Consider the following 19,127-nt stretch of genomic DNA (forward strand, 5'->3'; position numbering starts at 1 on the left):
ATGAAGTTCGCAGGCTATGACCACTGGATCTGCGCCAAAGTGCCACGCATCGGCACCAAACTGGCCTGAATTCCGAGTAATAGTAGCGTGACGATACACTTTGCAGTGATTGAATGACCAGTTAACAGTTGTTATCCCTTGCTTAAGGCTGTCGGGCGATTAAGCTGGCCGCCGTTTTCGCGTATTGGAGTGCTCCATGTCCCGCCGTTTGCCCGTGATTCTGCTGCTTGTTTTGTTGCCGTTATGGCTGGCCGCCAGCTATGGCGCGCGTTATGGCTTCATGGAAGATGCGCAGTGGGTCGGCATCTGCGTGGACGAGGCCAGCCGCTGGGAATGCCAGGTGCGTTCCAATCTTGGCCTGATGATTCACTTCCAGGTGTTGGGCTGGACAGCACTGGCCGCCGCCGTGGTCGGCTTTGTGCTGCCGGGACGGGCAGGGTGGTGGTTGGCAGTGGCGGCGCTGGTGTTCGGGTTTCCGGCGCTGGCGTTGTACAACACGACAATGGCGGTGTTTGCGGTGGTGATTGCGGGGTTGCGGTTGGTCAGGGCGTCCCGTAGCGCCTGATAGATAGCCTTCGCGAGCAAGCCCGCTCCCACATTCGATTTGTGAACGACGCAGATCAAATGTGGGAGCGGGCTTGCTCGCGAAGAGGCCGGAGGCGGCGCTGAAGATCAGTCCTTGCGAACCCGCAAACAACGCCACAACGCCGCCACCATCAACCCGCTCACCAGCGCCCAACCCCAGGCCTGCTGGTTCTGCAAGCCTTCCCGGAACAGCTGCGGCGCAATGCCGGCGCCGATGATGAAGGTCAGCAATGCAATCTCCCGGCGCGGCACGCTCACCGGGCGGCACAGGTAAACCAGCGCTGGCAGGATGAAGGCGACGCTCGGGAAACTGCGATAACGCGGGTCGAACACCAGTTCCAGCATCATCACTGCAGCGGCAAATCCTGCCACTGCCAGTATCCAGCCTGCCCGACGCTCAAGCGTATTGAACGCGCAGCCACGCCAACCGGTGCGGGGGCTCAGTGTCAGCGCGGCATGGGCCAGCACCAACACATTCAAGGCAGTCAGCACGGCGACCCACAACCACTCGCTGGCAAAACGCGTGGTGACCCGTGCCAGATCGCCCCAGGCACCCATCGAGCAAGCGGCCAAGGCGCCCAGCAGTGGCAGCACCAGCGCGGCGCGAGTGCTGCGAACGCGTCCACCGAGAATCAGTGTGCCAAGGAAGATAAACCCGCCAACCACCAGCCACTGCGACCAGTACGGCACGTTCGACACCGGCCCGGCCAGCACACCCTTGTCCTGGCGATCTGCATCGAACAGCCCCCAGTAACCACCAACCGCACCTTCACTGGCACGTTTCCACGGCTGGTCGAAGGCTTCGATCAGGTTGTAGTGCCAACCTTGCTGCTCGGCCATGGCGACAAAACCACGAATGAACTTGGCTTCGTTGACCCGACTCGGCAGGGCGGTTTCACGCTGGCGGCCTTCGCTCGGCCAGCCGGTTTCGCCGATCATCACGTCCTTGGGTGCGAATTTGTTGCCGAATACCTGGCGTACCTCAGCCACATGTTGCAGCGCGGCGTCGATGTTCGACGGATCATCTTCCCAGTACGGCAGCAAGTGGATGGTCAGGAAATCCACGGCCGGCGCGATCTCCGGGTGCTTGAGCCAGAACTCCCAGACATCGGCGTAGGTAACGGGTTGCTTGACCTGGCTTTTTACCTTGTTGATCAGCTTGACCAACTGGGTGCCGGTGACTTCCTTGCGCAGCAGGGTTTCGTTGCCGACGATCACCGCGCTGACCACGTCCGCGTTGGCGTTGGCCGAGGCGATCAGCAGGTCGACTTCTTTTTCGGTGTCCACCGGGTTGCTGTTGATCCAGGCGCCGATCATCAGCTTCAACCCATGCTTGCGCGCCAGGTCGGGGAGGGCATCGAGGCCGGTCATGGAGTAGGTGCGGATGCACTGGAAATTTTTGGCCAGCAGCGCGAGATCCGCGTCCATGCGCTCGGGACGAAGGTTGAACGGTACGTCGAACGGCGACTGGTCCTTGTCGAACGGGGTATAGGAGGCGCATTGCAACTTGTGCGTCGCGCTGACCACGTCCGGCAGGAGCACCGGTTTACCGAGGCCGTACCAGAAGCCGCCCAAGGCAAACAGCCCCAGCAGGCAAGCGAACAGATAAGCAAAAAAAGGAAAACGGGATGTCGCGGGCATGGTCAGGCCGTCTGGGAGCAAAGCGGCGCATGTTACCTGTATTTGTCCCGCGCTTGGTGCCCTGCATGATTTTGACATGCAAAGTTCGGGCGGATAGTGCGGAACCTGTGCGCTGTCCTAGACTCATGGCGTTCTGATGTCGTTTCTCGATGCCTTGAGGTCGCTGGCAGAGCAGGTCGCCAACAGCGTCAGGTTGATGATCGCATCATCAGTACTCCGCTGATGATCGAACGAGTTTGCGGGTGGGGCGTGATGGGGGCGCTGTGCACCATAACTATACGTTGACGCGACTCGGCATCCGTCGAGCGCAGCACTTTCGGGGAAGTAACGATGAAGATGCGACGACTTTTAGGCGCAGGTGCCGCTCTGGTGCTTGCGATTGGCTCCACATTCGCCAATGCCGAGAACAAGACCCTGACCATCGGTTACGTTGACGGCTGGTCCGACAGCGTCGCGACCACTCACGTGGCCGCTGAAGTGATCAAGCAGAAGCTCAATTATGACGTGAAGCTGCAAGCCGTCGCCACGGGGATCATGTGGCAGGGCGTGGCCACCGGCAAACTCGACGCCATGCTGTCGGCCTGGCTGCCGGTGACCCACGGCGATTACTGGGCCAAGAACAAGGACCAGGTCGTCGACTACGGTCCGAACTTCAAGGACGCCAGGATCGGCTTGATCGTGCCCGAGTACGTCAAGGCCAAGTCGCTTGAAGACCTGAAAACCGATGACAGCTTCAAGAAACGCATCGTCGGCATCGACGCCGGTTCAGGCGTGATGCTCAAGACCGAGCAGGCGATCAAGGACTACGACCTGACCGGCTTTCAACTCAAGGCCAGTTCCGGCGCCGGCATGATTGCCGAGTTGACACGTGCAGAGAAAAAGAACGAATCCATTGCCGTGACCGGTTGGGTGCCGCACTGGATGTTCGCCAAGTGGAAACTGCGTTTCCTGGAAGACCCGAAAGGCGTTTACGGCGCGGCTGAAACCGTGAACAGCATCGGCAGCAAAGAGCTGGCGACCAAGGCACCGGAAGTGGCCAAGTTCCTGAAGAACTTCCAGTGGGCGTCGAAAGACGAAATCGGCGAAGTCATGCTGGCAATCCAGGAAGGCGCCAAGCCTGAAGCGGCGGCAAAGGATTGGGTAGCCAAGCATCCGGAGCGTGTGGCTGACTGGACCAAGTAACAGATACCCCGCGGTACCCTGTGGGAGCTAGCCTGCTGGCGATTGCGATCTGTCAGTTAACTGAAGTGTTGACTGACAGATCGCAATCGCCAGCAGGCTAGCTCCCACTTTTATTCAGTAGTGCTTGAGATTGGCGAATACGTCACGTGGTTCTAAGACTAAGGTCGTCTGGAACCTGCCCCGCAGCCGCATAGAGTGGATACCGTTCCAACTAAATCTGTGCTGCGAGGATAAAAACAATGAACGACAGCATTTACCTCTCGATTCAAAACAGCCCGCGCTTCAAGGAGCTGGTTAGCAAGAGGGAACGATTCGCCTGGATTCTATCGGCGATCATGCTAGGGCTTTACTCCGGATTCATCCTTTTGATTGCTTACGGGCCGCATGTACTGGGGGCGAAAATCAGCCCTGAGTCATCGATTACCTGGGGCATACCGATCGGTGTCGGGCTGATTGTCTCGGCCTTCATCCTGACCGGTATCTATGTGCGACGCGCCAACGGCGAATTCGACGACCTGAACAATGCGATTCTCAAGGAGGCTCAGCAATGATCCGGCGTCTAATGGCTCTTTTGAGCATCGCAGCATTCGCACCTGGCGCCTGGGCCGCTGACGCCCTGACCGGCGCCGTGCAGAAGCAACCGCTCAACGTTTCCGCGATCCTGATGTTCGTCGCGTTCGTTGGTGCAACCCTGTGCATCACCTACTGGGCGTCGAAGAAAAACAAGTCGGCCTCCGACTACTACGCGGCGGGCGGCAAGATCACCGGTTTCCAGAACGGCCTGGCGATTGCCGGTGACTACATGTCCGCGGCGTCCTTCCTGGGTATTTCCGCGCTGGTGTTCACCTCCGGCTACGACGGCCTGATCTACTCGATCGGCTTCCTGGTGGGCTGGCCGATCATCCTGTTCCTGATCGCCGAGCGCCTGCGTAACCTGGGTAAATACACCTTTGCCGACGTGGCGTCCTATCGCCTTGGGCAAACCCAGATCCGCTCGCTGTCCGCTTGCGGTTCGCTGGTGGTGGTGGCGTTCTACCTGATCGCGCAAATGGTCGGTGCCGGCAAGCTGATCCAGCTGCTGTTCGGTCTCGACTATCACGTTGCCGTGATCCTGGTCGGTATCCTGATGTGCATGTACGTGCTGTTTGGCGGCATGCTGGCGACCACCTGGGTGCAGATCATCAAGGCGGTGTTGCTGCTGTCCGGCGCTTCCTTCATGGCGCTGATGGTGATGAAGCACGTCAACTTCGACTTCAACGCTCTGTTCTCCGAGGCGATCAAGGTTCACCCTAAAGGTGAAGCGATCATGAGCCCGGGCGGCCTGGTGAAAGATCCGATCTCGGCGTTCTCCCTTGGGCTGGCACTGATGTTCGGTACCGCTGGCCTGCCACACATCCTGATGCGCTTCTTCACCGTGAGTGATGCGAAAGAAGCGCGCAAGAGCGTGCTGTACGCAACCGGTTTCATTGGCTACTTCTACATCCTGACCTTCATCATCGGCTTCGGCGCGATCCTGCTGGTCAGCACCAACCCTGCGTTCAAGGATGCGGCTGGCGCGCTGTTGGGCGGTAACAACATGGCGGCGGTGCACCTGGCCAATGCGGTCGGTGGCAGCATCTTCCTGGGCTTCATCTCGGCGGTAGCGTTCGCGACCATCCTGGCAGTGGTTGCCGGCCTGACCCTGGCCGGTGCCTCGGCGGTGTCCCACGACCTGTACGCCAGCGTGATCAAGAAGGGCAAGGCCAACGAGAAGGATGAGATCCGCGTCTCGAAAATCACCACCATCGCCCTGGCGGTGCTGGCGATAGGCCTGGGCATCCTGTTCGAAAGCCAGAACATCGCGTTCATGGTCGGCCTGGCGTTCTCCATCGCGGCGAGCTGCAACTTCCCGGTCCTGCTGCTTTCCATGTACTGGAAGAAGCTGACCACTCGCGGTGCGATGATCGGTGGCTGGCTGGGCCTGGTGAGCGCTGTGGGCTTGATGATCCTTGGCCCGACCATCTGGGTGCAGATCCTGCATCACGAGAAGGCGATCTTCCCGTACGAGTACCCGGCGTTGTTCTCGATGATCATTGCTTTTGTCGGGATCTGGTTCTTCTCGATTACCGACAAGTCGACCGCGGCTGATAACGAGCGGGCGCTGTTCTTCCCGCAGTTTGTTCGTTCGCAGACTGGGTTGGGGGCGAGTGGGGCGGTTTCGCACTAAGAGCAGTTAGAAGCTGCAAGTTGTAAGCTGCAAGCAAATGCCCCGATCGAGAGATCGGGGCATTTTTGCTTCTGTCTGAAGGATGTGTGTCGCCGGATTTGGCCTTATCGCCAGCAGGCTGGCTCCCACATTGGAATGCATGCTCCCTGTGGGAACCAGCCTGCTGGCTCCACATTGGAACAAGTGCTCGTTGTGGGAGCCAGCCTGCTGGCGATAGCGGTGCTTCAGTCACTGCGTGAACCCCAGGTAAACAAAAACGGCCTCTATGCAAATAGAGGCCGTTCCCGGTACAACTCAACACGCTACAGCAAGAACGATCTTACTTGCGGTCTTCGAGCTTGGTGATGTCACGCGACTCGTAGCCGGTGTACAGCTGGCGCGGACGGCCAATCTTGTACGGGCTGGAGAGCATTTCCTTCCAGTGGGAGATCCAGCCGACGGTCCGCGCCAGGGCGAAGATCACGGTGAACATGCTGGTTGGAATGCCGATCGCCTTGAGGATGATCCCCGAGTAGAAGTCGACGTTCGGGTACAGCGAGCGTTCGATGAAGTACGGGTCGGTCAGGGCGATCTCTTCCAGGCGCATGGCCAGTTCGAGTTGCGGATCGTTCTGGATGCCCAGTTCCTTCAACACTTCGTCGCAGGTCTGCTTCATCACGGTGGCGCGTGGGTCGCGGTTTTTGTAAACGCGGTGACCGAAGCCCATCAGCTTGAACGGATCGTTCTTGTCCTTGGCCTTGGCGATGAACTTGTCGATGTTCGAGACATCGCCGATTTCATCGAGCATGGTCAGGACGGCTTCGTTGGCGCCGCCGTGGGCAGGGCCCCACAGTGCAGCGATACCGGCGGCGATACAGGCGAACGGGTTGGCACCCGACGAGCCGGCCAGACGTACGGTAGAGGTCGATGCGTTCTGCTCGTGGTCGGCGTGGAGGATGAAGATCCGGTCCATGGCCTTGGCGAGTACCGGGCTGATCGGTTTGATCTCGCACGGGGTGTTGAACATCATGTGCAGGAAGTTTTCCGCGTACGACAGGTCGTTGCGCGGGTACATCATGGGTTGGCCCATGGAGTACTTGTAAACCATCGCGGCCAGGGTCGGCATCTTGGCAACCAGGCGGATCGCGGAGATTTCGCGATGCTGCGGGTTATTGATGTCGAGGGAGTCGTGGTAGAAGGCCGAGAGGGCGCCGACAACGCCGCACATGACGGCCATCGGGTGAGCGTCGCGACGGAAGCCGTTGAAGAAGGTCTTCAACTGCTCGTGAACCATGGTGTGGTTCTTCACGGTGCTGACGAACTGGGCCTTCTGCTCTGCGGTCGGCAGTTCGCCGTTGAGCAGCAGGTAGCAGGTTTCCAGGTAGTCCGATTTTTCAGCCAGTTGCTCGATCGGGTAGCCGCGATGCAACAAAATGCCGTTGTCACCGTCAATATAGGTGATCTTCGACTCGCAGGAAGCGGTCGACATGAAACCAGGGTCAAAGGTGAAGCGGCCCGTGGCCGTCAGACCCCGAACATCGATAACATCGGGACCAACGGTGCCGGTTAAAATGGGCAGCTCGACGGGGGCTGCGCCCTCGATGATCAACTGCGCTTTTTTGTCAGCCATGTGGCCTCCTATTTATGCTTGAAATCATCAGACAGACCCCCCACGCAGGGCCCGCACCACTATAGTGAGATAAATTCGAATGTCAATTTGCCTAAAGTCTTGCTCCAGAAGGCTTTAACCCTACTTTTTTCTCGAAATTGCCTGCCATTTACGCCTTTTATGTCCGTTGTGCAATCAGCTGTTTGGGTGAGGTCTTTGCGTTGTCATTAGTAGCCTAACTGTCTATACTCGGCAGCCGACCGCCAAGGGCTTTTGGGCTTGCGTTATTGGGGGTCGCCTCCCTGGGTGGTGGTTACCTGACCAGTGCACTCCCCAACAACTTTGCCCTGATTGTTAGGGGCTCTTCAGTGTGAAAAAAAAGCCGTGAAAAGCCAACGACCTGTAAACCTAGACCTAAGGACCATCAAACTCCCAGTCACTGCTTACACGTCCATTCTTCACCGTATCTCCGGTGTCATCCTCTTCGTGTGCCTTGCCATCATGCTTTATGCATTGGACAAGTCGCTGAGCTCCGAGGAAGGCTTCGGTCAGGTGAAAGCGTGTCTGACCAGTCCGCTAGCCAAGCTAGTGATTTGGGGCATCCTGTCCGCCTTGCTGTATCACCTGGTTGCCGGTGTGCGCCATTTGATCATGGACATGGGCATCGGTGAGACGCTGGAAGGCGGCAAACTGGGCTCGAAAATCATTATCGCCGTTTCCGTGGTGGTAATCGTTCTGGCAGGAGTTTGGATATGGTAACTAACGTCACGAACCTCTCGCGTTCGGGCCTCTATGACTGGATGGCGCAACGTGTGTCTGCGGTCGTTCTCGCGGCTTACTTCATTTTCCTGATCGGATACCTCGTGGCGAACCCGGGCCTTGGCTATGACCAATGGCACGCGCTCTTCGCCAACAACTGGATGCGTATTTTCAGCCTGCTGGCCCTTGTTGCTCTGGGCGCTCACGCCTGGGTCGGCATGTGGACCATCGCGACCGACTACCTGACGCCGATGGCGTTCGGCAAGTCCGCGACGGCTATACGTTTCCTCTTCCAGGCAGTATGCGGCGTCGCGATGTTCGCTTACTTCGTCTGGGGTGTGCAGATTCTCTGGGGTATCTGATTCATGGCTAACATTCCAACGATTTCTTTCGACGCCATCATCATTGGTGGTGGCGGTGCCGGCATGCGCGCAGCGCTGCAACTGGCGCAAGGCGGTCACAAGACTGCGGTAATCACCAAGGTTTTCCCGACCCGTTCGCACACTGTATCCGCCCAGGGCGGCATCACCTGTGCCATCGCGTCCGCTGACCCGAACGATGACTGGCGCTGGCACATGTACGATACCGTCAAGGGTTCCGACTACATCGGTGACCAGGACGCTATCGAATACATGTGTCAGGAAGGCCCGGCCGCCGTTTTCGAGCTGGACCACATGGGTCTGCCGTTCTCGCGTACCGAAACCGGCCGTATCTACCAGCGTCCGTTCGGTGGCCAGTCCAAGGACTACGGTAAAGGCGGCCAGGCTGCGCGTACTTGCGCTGCGTCCGACCGTACCGGTCACGCCCTGCTGCACACCCTTTATCAGGGCAACCTGAAAGCCGGTACCACGTTCCTGAACGAGTACTACGCCGTTGACCTGGTGAAGAACGGTCAAGGCGACTTCGTCGGCGTGATCGCCATCTGCATCGAAACCGGCGAAACCACCTACATCCGCGCCAAGGCTACCGTTCTGGCCACCGGCGGTGCAGGTCGTATCTACGCTTCGACCACCAACGCCCTGATCAACACCGGTGACGGCGTTGGCATGGCCCTGCGTGCTGGCGTACCGGTACAAGACATCGAAATGTGGCAGTTCCACCCGACCGGCATCGCCGGCGCCGGTGTACTGGTAACCGAAGGTTGCCGTGGTGAAGGTGGATACCTGATCAACAAGCACGGCGAGCGTTTCATGGAGCGTTATGCTCCGAACGCCAAAGACCTTGCTGGTCGTGACGTTGTTGCCCGTTCGATGGTTAAAGAGATCATCGCCGGTAACGGCTGTGGCCCGAACGGTGACCACGTAATGCTGAAACTCGACCACTTGGGCGAGGAAGTGTTGCACAGCCGTCTGCCAGGCATCTGCGAACTGTCCAAGACTTTCGCTCACGTTGACCCGGTGGTTGCTCCAGTTCCGGTTGTTCCGACCTGCCACTATATGATGGGCGGCGTTGCCACCAACATTCACGGTCAGGCGATCACCCAGGACGCCGACGGCGTAGACACCATCATCCCGGGCCTGTTCGCTGTAGGCGAAGTGGCTTGCGTATCGGTTCACGGTGCCAACCGCCTGGGCGGCAACTCGCTGCTCGACCTGGTGGTCTTCGGCCGTGCTGCCGGCCTGCACCTGGAAAAGGCGCTGACCGACGGTATCGAATACGACGACGCTACCGACGCCGACATCAATGCGGCCCTGGCTCGTCTGTCCGCCCTGAACGAGCGTACCGATGGCGAAGACGTGGCAACCCTGCGTCGCGAGCTGCAGAACTGCATGCAGAACTACTTCGGTGTATTCCGTACCGGCGAATACATGCAGAAGGGTATTGCCCAGCTGGCTGATCTGCGCAAGCGCATCGCCAACGTCAAGATCAACGACAAGTCGCAGGCGTTCAACACTGCGCGTATCGAAGCTCTGGAACTGCAGAACCTGCTGGAAGTGGCCGAAGCTACTGCGATCGCTGCCGAAGTGCGTAAAGAGTCCCGCGGCGCTCACGCCCGTGAAGACTTCGAAGACCGTGACGACGAAAACTGGCTGTGCCACACCCTGTACTTCCCGGGTGAGAAGCGCGTTGCCAAGCGTGCCGTTAACTTCTCGCCGAAGACGGTTCCGACTTTTGAACCTAAGATTCGGACTTATTAAGGGTGGCCGCCATGTTGCAAGTCAGTGTTTATCGTTACAACCCTGATCAGGACGCTGCGCCGTTCATGCAGGAATTCCAGGTTGATACCGGTGGTAAAGACCTGATGGTGCTGGACGTGCTGGCCCTGATCAAAGAGCAGGACGAAGGTTTCTCCTATCGTCGCTCTTGCCGTGAAGGCGTTTGCGGTTCCGACGGCATGAACATCAACGGCAAGAACGGCCTGGCGTGCGTTACGCCGCTGTCTGCTGTTGTAAAAGGTAACAAGTTGATCGTTCGTCCTCTGCCAGGTTTGCCGGTAATCCGTGACCTGGTCGTCGATATGAGCATCTTCTACAAGCAATACGAGAAGGTTAAGCCTTACCTGCAGAACGACACGCCGGCTCCGGCCATCGAGCGTCTGCAGTCCCCTGAAGAGCGTGAAAAGCTCGACGGTCTGTACGAGTGCATCCTGTGCGCCTGCTGCTCGACCTCGTGCCCGTCCTTCTGGTGGAACCCGGACAAGTTCCTGGGTCCAGCTGCCCTGCTGCAAGCGTACCGCTTCCTGGCAGACAGCCGTGACACCAAGACGTCCGAGCGTCTGGCTTCGCTGGATGACCCGTTCAGCGTATTCCGCTGCCGCGGGATCATGAACTGCGTCAACGTATGTCCGAAAGGCCTGAACCCGACTAAGGCCATCGGTCACATCCGTAACATGTTGCTCTCGAGCGGCGTGTGATTCAGCTGTAGTACCCGCTAGACCGTTGTACCCGTGGATGCTGCGGCGCAGGCTTCAACCGGCGCCGTAGTTTTAACCTGAGCAGCAGCCTATAAGGCTGCGGCTCTTATTTTGAAGAAATGAGACAAGCAGGGGCATCCGGGCTGGTACCCGGACTATCAGTGTGATCCTAGTGGCTTGTTTTGGTCGCTGCATTCGGACTTCTGCAAGTTTGCTCGGTGTCGACACCGGTGGTGTTCCCCTAACCGAGGGTGACCAAGCATGCAAGAAAGCGTGATGCAGCGCATGTGGAACAGCGCCTACCTATCCGGTAGTAACGCTGCCTATGTGGAAGAGCTCTACGAGCTCTACCTGCACGACCCTAACGCTGTGCCAGAAGAGTGGCGCACCTACTTCCAGAAGTTGCCTGCTGACGGCAACTCTGCCACCGATGTTTCGCACTCCACAATTCGCGATCATTTCGTCTTGCTGGCAAAGAACCAGCGCCGCGCCCAACCGGTTTCCGCCGGCAGCGTGAGCAGTGAGCACGAGAAGAAGCAAGTTGAAGTGCTGCGATTGATCCAGGCCTACCGTATGCGTGGCCACCAGGCAGCCCAGCTTGACCCGCTGGGGCTGTGGCAGCGTCCTGCACCTGCAGACCTGTCGATCAATCATTACGGCTTGACCAATGCCGATCTTGATACGACCTTCCGTGCCGGCGACCTGTTCATCGGCAAAGAGGAAGCGAGCCTACGCGAAATTCACGAAGCGTTGCAGCAGACATATTGCCGCACCATCGGCGCTGAGTTCACGCACATCACCGATTCCGAGCAGCGCCAGTGGTTCCAGCAGCGTCTGGAAAGCGTGCGTGGCCGTCCGACGTACTCCGCCGACATCAAGAGCCACCTGCTCGAGCGCGTGACCGCCGGTGAAGGCCTGGAAAAATACCTGGGCACCAAATACCCGGGTACCAAGCGTTTCGGCCTGGAAGGCGGCGAGAGCCTGATTCCGATGCTCGACGAGCTGATCCAGCGTTCCGGTTCCTACGGCACCAAGGAAATCGTCATCGGCATGGCCCACCGTGGCCGTCTGAACGTGCTGGTCAACACCTTCGGCAAGAACCCGCGCGAGCTGTTCGACGAGTTCGAAGGCAAGAAGAAGGTCGAGCTGGGTTCCGGTGACGTTAAATACCACCAGGGCTTCTCGTCCAACGTAATGACCACCGGCGGTGAAGTTCACCTGGCCATGGCGTTCAACCCGTCCCACCTGGAAATCGTTTCCCCGGTGGTCGAGGGTTCGGTTCGCGCCCGTCAGGATCGTCGTAACGACGTGACCGGTGAGAAGGTCCTGCCGATCTCCATCCACGGTGACGCGGCATTCGCCGGTCAAGGCGTGGTGATGGAAACCTTCCAGATGTCGCAGACCCGCGGTTTCAAGACCGGCGGTACCGTGCACATCGTGATCAACAACCAGGTTGGTTTCACCATCAGCAACCCGCTGGACTCGCGTTCCACCGAGTACGCCACCGACGTTGCGAAAATGATCCAGGCGCCGATCCTCCATGTGAATGGCGATGATCCGGAAGCCGTGTTGTTCGTGACCCAGCTGGCCATCGACTACCGCATGCAGTTCAAGCGTGACGTGGTGATCGACCTGGTCTGCTACCGTCGTCGCGGCCACAACGAGGCCGACGAGCCAAGCGGCACCCAGCCGATCATGTACCAGCAGATCACCAAGCAGCGCACCACCCGTGAGCTGTATGCCGATCGCCTGACCCAGGCCGGTGTACTCGACGCGGAGCGTGTTCAGGCCAAGGTCGACGAATACCGCAACGCGCTGGACAACGGTCTGCACGTAGTGAAAAGCCTGGTCAAGGAGCCGAACAAAGAGTTGTTCGTGGACTGGCGTCCGTATCTGGGCCACGCCTGGACCGCGCGTCACGACACTCGCTTCGACCTCAAGACCTTGCAGGAACTGTCCGCCAAGCTGCTGGAAATTCCGGAAGGCTTCGTGGTTCAGCGCCAGGTTGCGAAGATCTACGAAGACCGTCAGAAGATGCAAGCCGGCGGCCTGCCGATCAACTGGGGTTACGCCGAAACCATGGCGTACGCGACCCTGGCGTTCGAAGGTCACCCGATTCGCATGACTGGCCAGGACATCGGCCGCGGTACGTTCTCGCACCGTCATGCCGTGTTGCACAACCAGAAGGACGCGGGCACCTACGTCCCGCTGCAGAACCTGTACGACGGTCAGCCACGTTTCGACCTGTACGACTCGTTCCTGTCCGAAGAAGCGGTGCTGGCGTTCGAGTACGGTTACTCGACCACCACGCCAAATGCCCTGGTCATCTGGGAAGCCCAGTTCGGCGACTTCGCCAACGGCGCCCAGGTCGTTATCGACCAGTTCATCACCAGTGGCGAGCACAAGTGGGGCCGTCTGTGCGGTCTGACCATGCTGCTGCCGCACGGTTATGAAGGTCAGGGGCCGGAGCACTCCTCGGCTCGTCTGGAGCGTTACCTGCAGCTGTGCGCCGAGCACAACATCCAGGTGTGCATGCCGACGACGCCGGCACAGATCTACCACTTGCTGCGCCGTCAGGTGATTCGCCCGCTGCGCAAGCCATTGGTAGTCCTGACTCCGAAGTCGCTGTTGCGCCACAAGCTGGCCATCTCGACTTTGGAAGATCTGGCCGAAGGTTCCTTCCAGACCGTTATCCCGGAAATCGATGCCCAGGACCCGAAAAAGGTCGAGCGCGTTGTCCTGTGTAGCGGCAAGGTCTACTACGACCTGCTGGAAAAACGTCGTGCCGAAGGCCGTGACGATATCGCCATCGTGCGTATCGAGCAGCTGTACCCATTCCCTGAGGACGACTTGAAAGAAGTCCTGGCTCCTTACACCAACGTCAAAGCTGCCGTCTGGTGCCAGGAAGAGCCGATGAACCAGGGGGCGTGGTACTGCAGCCAACACCACATGCGTCGCAGCATCAGCAACCTCAACAAGTCTCTCGTACTCGAGTACGCGGGCCGTGAGGCTTCTGCTGCACCGGCATGCGGTTACGCATCGATGCACGCTGAGCAGCAGGAAAAACTGCTGCAAGACGCCTTTACTGTTTAACGCCTTCGCGCACCTGAAACCGAATTTAAGGACCCACAGATAATGGCTATCGAAATCAAAGCCCCCACTTTCCCGGAATCGGTTGCCGATGGCACCGTTGCCACCTGGCACAAACAACCGGGCGACGCGGTCAAGCGCGACGAACTGATCGTCGACATCGAAACCGATAAAGTCGTACTGGAAGTGTTGGCGACTGCTGACGGCGTGCTGGGCGCTATCGTCAAGAACGAAGGCGACACCGTTCTGTCCGACGAAGTCCTGGGCTCCATCGAAGCGGGCGGCGCTGCTGCCGCTCCAGCCGCTGCTGCTCCGGCTGCCGCTGCTCAGGCCGCTGCTCCGGCTGCCGAAGGCGAAGACGATCCTGTTGCTGCACCGGCTGCGCGCAAGCTGGCTGAAGAAAACGGCATCAACATCGCTTCCGTTGCCGGCACCGGCAAAGGCGGTCGCGTGACCAAGGAAGACGTGGTTGCAGCCGTTGCTGCCAAGAAAGCCGCTCCGGCTGCCGCGCCTGCCAAGGCTGCCGCACCTGCCGCCGCTGCTCCTGTGTTCGCTGCAGGCGATCGCATCGAGAAGCGCGTTCCGATGACCCGCGTTCGCGCTACCGTGGCCAAGCGCCTGGTAGAAGCTCAATCGAACATGGCGATGCTGACCACTTTCAACGAAGTCGACATGACCGAAGTCATGGCCCTGCGTTCGAAGTACAAGGATCTGTTCGAGAAGTCCCACAACGGCGTACGCCTGGGCTTCATGTCGTTCTTCGTGAAAGCAGCTACCGAAGCACTGAAGCGCTTCCCGGCTGTCAACGCGTCGATCGACGGCGGCGACATCGTTTACCACGGCTACGCTGACGTCGGCGTTGCAGTTTCCAGCGATCGCGGCCTGGTTGTACCTGTTCTGCGTAACGCCGAACTGATGAGCCTGGCTGAAATCGAAGGCGGCATCGCCACTTTCGGCAAGAAAGCCCGCGACGGCAAACTGTCGATGGACGAAATGACCGGTGGTACCTTCACCATCACCAACGGCGGTACCTTCGGTTCGATGATGTCGACCCCGATCGTCAACCCGCCACAAGCCGCCATCCTGGGCATGCACAACATCATCCAGCGTCCTATGGCCATCAACGGCCAGGTCGTGATTCGTCCGATGATGTACCTGGCACTGTCCTACGATCACCGTCTGATCGATGGCAAAGAAGCTGTGACTTTCCTGGTGACCATCAAGAACCTGCTGGAAGATCCGGCTCGTCTTCTACTGGATATCTAAAAAGCAGCGGCAATCTGCAAGCTGCAAGCCTCAAGCTCAAAGCGAGCGAGCGGCTTCAAGCTTGCCGCTTGCCGCTTGTAGCTTGTTGCTAAAAGGGAACCTTTTATGACTCAGAAATTTGACGTAGTAGTGATCGGCGCGGGCCCTGGCGGCTACGTGGCTGCCATCAAGGCCGCCCAACTGGGTCTTTCGACCGCCTGCATCGAGAAGTACACCGACAAGGAAGGCAAACTGGCTCTGGGCGGTACTTGCCTGAACGTCGGCTGCATTCCCTCCAAGGCGCTGCTGGACAGCTCCTGGAAATACAAGGAAGCCAAAGAAGGCTTCGCGATCCACGGTATCAATCACGCTGGCGTGACCATGGACGTGGGTGCAATGGTTGGCCGTAAAGCCACCATCGTCAAAGGCCTGACCTCTGGCGTTGCGACCCTGTTCAAAGCCAACGGTGTGACCTCCATCGAGGGTCACGGCAAGCTGCTGGCCGGCAAGAAAGTCGAAGTCACCAAGCCGGACGGCTCGGTAGAAATCATCGAAGCCGAAAACGTGATCCTGGCTCCAGGTTCGCGTCCGATCGACATTCCACCGGCTCCGGTCGACCAGAATGTGATCGTCGATTCGACGGGCGCCCTGGAATTCCAATCCGTACCTAAGCGTCTGGGCGTGATCGGCGCTGGCGTGATCGGTCTGGAACTGGGTTCGGTGTGGTCGCGTCTGGGTGCAGAAGTGACTGTCCTGGAAGCCCTGGACACCTTCCTGATGGCCGCTGACGCCGCTGTTTCCAAGGAAGCGCTGAAAACCCTGACCAAGCAGGGCCTGGACATCAAGCTGGGCGCTCGCGTGACCGGCTCCAAAGTGAATGGCGACGAAGTCGTTGTGAACTACACCGATGCCAAGGGCGAACAGACCATCACGTTCGACAAGCTGATCGTAGCCGTTGGTCGCCGTCCAGTGACCACTGATCTGTTGGCTGCCGACTGCGGCGTGACCCTGGACGAGCGCGGTTTCGTGCACGTCGACGATCACTGCGCTACCACTGTACCGGGCGTCTACGCCATTGGTGACGTGGTTCGCGGCATGATGCTGGCGCACAAGGCGTCCGAAGAAGGCATCATGGTTGTCGAGCGCATCAAGGGCCACAAGGCCCAGATGAACTATGATTTGATCCCTTCGGTTATTTATACTCACCCGGAAATCGCGTGGGTAGGTAAAACCGAGCAGGCCTTGAAAGCTGAAGGCGTTGAAGTTAACGTCGGCACCTTCCCGTTTGCAGCCTCCGGCCGTGCCATGGCTGCCAACGACACCGGTGGTTTCGTCAAGGTCATCGCAGATGCCAAGACAGACCGCGTACTGGGCGTCCACGTGATTGGCCCAAGCGCTGCAGAACTGGTTCAGCAGGGCGCGATCGGTATGGAATTCGGCACCAGCGCTGAAGACCTGGGCATGATGGTTTTCTCCCATCCGACCCTGTCTGAAGCCTTGCACGAAGCTGCTCTGGCAGTGAATGGCGGCGCCATCCACATCGCCAACCGCAAGAAGCGTTAAGACAATAAGAAACCACGGCGGTATGGCCCGTCGTGAGCCTTGCATGCAAGACTCACCGCGGAATATCCGCTGGACGCAGTCTTGCGTAGTTGCACCGGTTGTCCGGAAAGGCTACGCAAGCAGCAGTCACAGGTGGTGCGGCACTTGAACAAGTGCAGCACCGAATGCGCAGTACCTAACGAAGACGGTAATAAGCATGAATCTTCACGAGTATCAGGGTAAGCAGCTGTTCGCTGAGTACGGCCTGCCAGTTTCCACTGGTTACGCAGTAGACACCCCAGAAGCAGCAGCAGAAGCTTGCGACAAAATCGGCGGCAGCGAGTGGGTTGTCAAAGCCCAGGTCCACGCCGGTGGTCGCGGTAAAGCGGGCGGCGTCAAGCTGGTTCGCAGCAAAGAAGACGCCAAAGCCTTCGCACAGCAGTGGCTGGGCAAGCGTCTGGTGACTTACCAGACTGACGCCAATGGCCAGCCAGTCACCAAGATCCTGGTTGAATCGTGCACTGATATCGCTAAAGAGCTGTACCTGGGCGCTGTCGTTGACCGTTCGAGCCGTCGTATCGTGTTCATGGCTTCCACCGAAGGTGGCGTGGACATCGAGAAAATCGCTCACGACACTCCAGAAAAAATTCTGAAAGCCACTATCGATCCACTGGTTGGCGCTCAGCCATTCCAGGGTCGCGAGCTGGCATTCCAGCTGGGTCTGGAAGGCAAGCAGGTTGCTCAGTTCGCCAAGATCTTCGTAGGTCTGGCCAAGCTGTTCAAGGATCACGACCTGGCGCTGCTGGAAGTGAACCCGCTGGTGATCAAGGCTGACGGCGATCTGCACTGCCTGGACGCCAAGATCAACATCGACGCCAACGCCATGTACCGTCAGCCTAAGCTGAAGACTTTCCACGATCCGTCGCAAGACGATCCGCGCGAAGCGCACGCTGCCAAGTTCGAACTGAACTACGTAGCGCTGGAAGGCAACATCGGTTGCATGGTCAACGGTGCTGGCCTGGCCATGGGTACCATGGACATCGTCAACCTGCATGGCGGCAAGCCAGCCAACTTCCTCGACGTGGGCGGCGGCGCTACCAAAGAACGCGTTACCGAAGCTTTCAAAATCATTCTGTCCGACACCAACGTCGCTGCAGTACTGGTTAACATCTTCGGCGGCATCGTTCGTTGCGACATGATTGCCGAAGGCATCATCGGTGCAGTGAAAGAAGTCGGCGTGAAAATCCCGGTTGTTGTTCGCCTTGAAGGCAACAACGCTGAGCTGGGCGCTAAAGTACTGGCAGAAAGCGGTTTGAACATCATCGCTGCTACCAGCCTGACCGACGCTGCTCAACAAGTTGTCAAAGCTGCGGAGGGCAAATAATGAGCGTCCTGATCAATAAAGACACCAAAGTTATCTGCCAGGGTATTACCGGTTCGCAAGGTAGTTTCCACACCCAGCAAGCCATCGAATACGGCACCAAAATGGTTGGTGGCGTTACTCCTGGCAAAGGCGGCACCGAGCACCTGGGTCTGCCAGTGTTCAACACCGTTAAAGACGCAGTAGAAGCCACTGGCGCTACCGCTTCCGTGATCTACGTTCCGGCTCCTTTCTGCAAAGATTCGATCCTGGAAGCTGCCTTCGGCGGCATCAAGCTGATCGTTTGCATCACCGAAGGCATTCCTACCCTGGACATGCTGGACGCTAAAGTTAAGTGCGACGAGCTGGGCGTAGTCCTGATCGGCCCTAACTGCCCAGGCGTTATCACTCCGGGCGAGTGCAAGATCGGCATCATGCCAGGTCACATTCACTTGCCAGGCAAGGTCGGTATCGTTTCGCGTTCCGGCACCCTGACCTACGAAGCTGTGAAGCAGACTACTGACGCCGGTTTCGGTCAGTCGACTTGCGTCGGCATCGGTGGTGACCCGATCCCGGGTTCGAACTTCATCGACATCCTGAAGCTGTTCCAGGAAGACCCGAAGACCGAAGCGATCGTGATGATCGGTGAGATCGGCGGTTCGGCTGAAGAAGAAGCGGCTGCCTACATCAAGGCACACGTGACCAAGCCGGTTGTTTCCTACATCGCTGGTGTGACTGCTCCTCCGGGCAAGCGCATGGGCCATGCTGGCGCAATCATCTCTGGCGGCAAAGGCACTGCAGACGAGAAATTCGCTGCTCTGCAAGACGCAGGCGTTAAAACCGTGCGTTCGCTGGCAGACATCGGCAAGGCCCTGGCCGAGCTGACTGGTTGGGCTGTCAAGTAAGCCTCGCGCTTAGCTGACGCTTCACCAAACAAAGGCCGCCTTCGGGTGGCCTTTGTCATTTCCGGGATTTGCGTTGCTGTGCCGACCCCTTCGCGGGCAAGCCCGCTCCCACAGTTGACCGCGTTCCAATGTGGGAGCGGGCTTGCTCGCGAAGACGGACTTACAGGCGA

The 19,127-nt window shown here is 58.7% G+C and carries 15 protein-coding genes; 13 read left to right on the forward strand and 2 right to left on the reverse strand.

Annotation, left to right across the window (positions count from 1 at the left end; genetic code table 11):
• Positions 1–196: 196 nt before the first annotated feature.
• Positions 197–565, forward strand: a complete 369-nt coding sequence (locus NPS56_RS12605; protein WP_274074894.1) for a hypothetical protein — start codon at positions 197–199, stop codon at positions 563–565.
• 107 nt (positions 566–672) lie between these two features.
• Here NPS56_RS12605 and NPS56_RS12610 read toward each other — a convergent pair whose 3' ends face one another.
• Entirely contained in the window at positions 673–2,268 is a 1,596-nt protein-coding gene (locus tag NPS56_RS12610) for a beta (1-6) glucans synthase (RefSeq protein WP_274074989.1), read from the reverse strand.
• Positions 2,269–2,556: 288 nt separating this feature from the next.
• Between NPS56_RS12610 and NPS56_RS12615 the strand changes: the two genes are divergently transcribed.
• The 3 genes from NPS56_RS12615 to NPS56_RS12625 all read left to right on the forward strand — a co-directional run bounded on the left by NPS56_RS12615 (position 2,557) and on the right by NPS56_RS12625 (position 5,614).
• Positions 2,557–3,408 carry a glycine betaine ABC transporter substrate-binding protein gene (locus tag NPS56_RS12615; RefSeq protein ID WP_274074895.1) on the forward strand — a complete coding sequence of 284 codons (852 nt, stop codon included), beginning with the start codon at positions 2,557–2,559 and terminating at the stop codon, positions 3,406–3,408.
• Between the two features lie 239 nt (positions 3,409–3,647).
• Positions 3,648–3,959: a DUF485 domain-containing protein gene (locus NPS56_RS12620; protein WP_008061165.1), complete on the forward strand. Its 312-nt coding sequence runs from the start codon at positions 3,648–3,650 to the stop codon at positions 3,957–3,959.
• Entirely contained in the window at positions 3,956–5,614 is a 1,659-nt protein-coding gene (locus tag NPS56_RS12625; RefSeq protein ID WP_274074896.1) for a cation acetate symporter, read from the forward strand. The genes NPS56_RS12620 and NPS56_RS12625 overlap by 4 nt, the downstream gene beginning before the upstream one ends.
• Before the next feature lie 319 nt (positions 5,615–5,933).
• On the opposite strand, the gene gltA is transcribed toward NPS56_RS12625, so the two are convergent.
• The gene (gene gltA, locus NPS56_RS12630) at positions 5,934–7,223 is read right to left on the reverse strand and encodes a citrate synthase (RefSeq protein WP_007977501.1); all 1,290 of its coding nucleotides are present in this window, start codon (positions 7,221–7,223) and stop codon (positions 5,934–5,936) included.
• A gap of 363 nt (positions 7,224–7,586) precedes the next feature.
• Here gltA and sdhC point away from each other — a divergent pair, with 363 nt between their 5' ends.
• The 9 genes from sdhC (at position 7,587) to sucD (ending at position 18,957) form a co-directional block, all read left to right on the forward strand.
• Positions 7,587–7,961 (forward strand): succinate dehydrogenase, cytochrome b556 subunit, encoded by a 375-nt coding sequence (gene sdhC / locus NPS56_RS12635; RefSeq protein WP_274074897.1) that lies wholly within the window; start codon positions 7,587–7,589, stop codon positions 7,959–7,961.
• A complete protein-coding gene (sdhD, locus tag NPS56_RS12640; protein ID WP_008063295.1) occupies positions 7,955–8,323 on the forward strand; it encodes a succinate dehydrogenase, hydrophobic membrane anchor protein in 369 nt (122 codons plus the stop codon). Before sdhC ends, sdhD begins: the two co-directional genes overlap by 7 nt.
• A gap of 3 nt (positions 8,324–8,326) precedes the next feature.
• The gene (sdhA, locus tag NPS56_RS12645) at positions 8,327–10,099 is read left to right on the forward strand and encodes a succinate dehydrogenase flavoprotein subunit (protein WP_274074898.1); all 1,773 of its coding nucleotides are present in this window, start codon (positions 8,327–8,329) and stop codon (positions 10,097–10,099) included.
• Positions 10,100–10,110: 11 nt separating this feature from the next.
• The gene (locus NPS56_RS12650; RefSeq protein ID WP_008063297.1) at positions 10,111–10,815 is read left to right on the forward strand and encodes a succinate dehydrogenase iron-sulfur subunit; all 705 of its coding nucleotides are present in this window, start codon (positions 10,111–10,113) and stop codon (positions 10,813–10,815) included.
• A 261-nt stretch (positions 10,816–11,076) separates the two neighbouring features.
• Entirely contained in the window at positions 11,077–13,908 is a 2,832-nt protein-coding gene (locus NPS56_RS12655) for a 2-oxoglutarate dehydrogenase E1 component (RefSeq protein ID WP_274074899.1), read from the forward strand.
• Between the two features lie 42 nt (positions 13,909–13,950).
• Positions 13,951–15,171, forward strand: coding sequence for a 2-oxoglutarate dehydrogenase complex dihydrolipoyllysine-residue succinyltransferase (gene odhB / locus NPS56_RS12660; protein ID WP_046819378.1), 1,221 nt, complete (start codon positions 13,951–13,953; stop codon positions 15,169–15,171).
• Positions 15,172–15,276: 105 nt separating this feature from the next.
• A complete protein-coding gene (lpdA, locus tag NPS56_RS12665) occupies positions 15,277–16,713 on the forward strand; it encodes a dihydrolipoyl dehydrogenase (RefSeq protein ID WP_274074900.1) in 1,437 nt (478 codons plus the stop codon).
• 196 nt (positions 16,714–16,909) lie between these two features.
• Entirely contained in the window at positions 16,910–18,076 is a 1,167-nt protein-coding gene (sucC, locus tag NPS56_RS12670; protein WP_007919879.1) for an ADP-forming succinate--CoA ligase subunit beta, read from the forward strand.
• Entirely contained in the window at positions 18,076–18,957 is an 882-nt protein-coding gene (sucD, locus tag NPS56_RS12675) for a succinate--CoA ligase subunit alpha (RefSeq protein WP_008082972.1), read from the forward strand. Before sucC ends, sucD begins: the two co-directional genes overlap by 1 nt.
• Positions 18,958–19,127 lie beyond the last annotated feature (170 nt).

Source organism: Pseudomonas putida (genome assembly GCF_028682635.1).
Taxonomy (GTDB): domain Bacteria; phylum Pseudomonadota; class Gammaproteobacteria; order Pseudomonadales; family Pseudomonadaceae; genus Aquipseudomonas; species Aquipseudomonas putida_AE.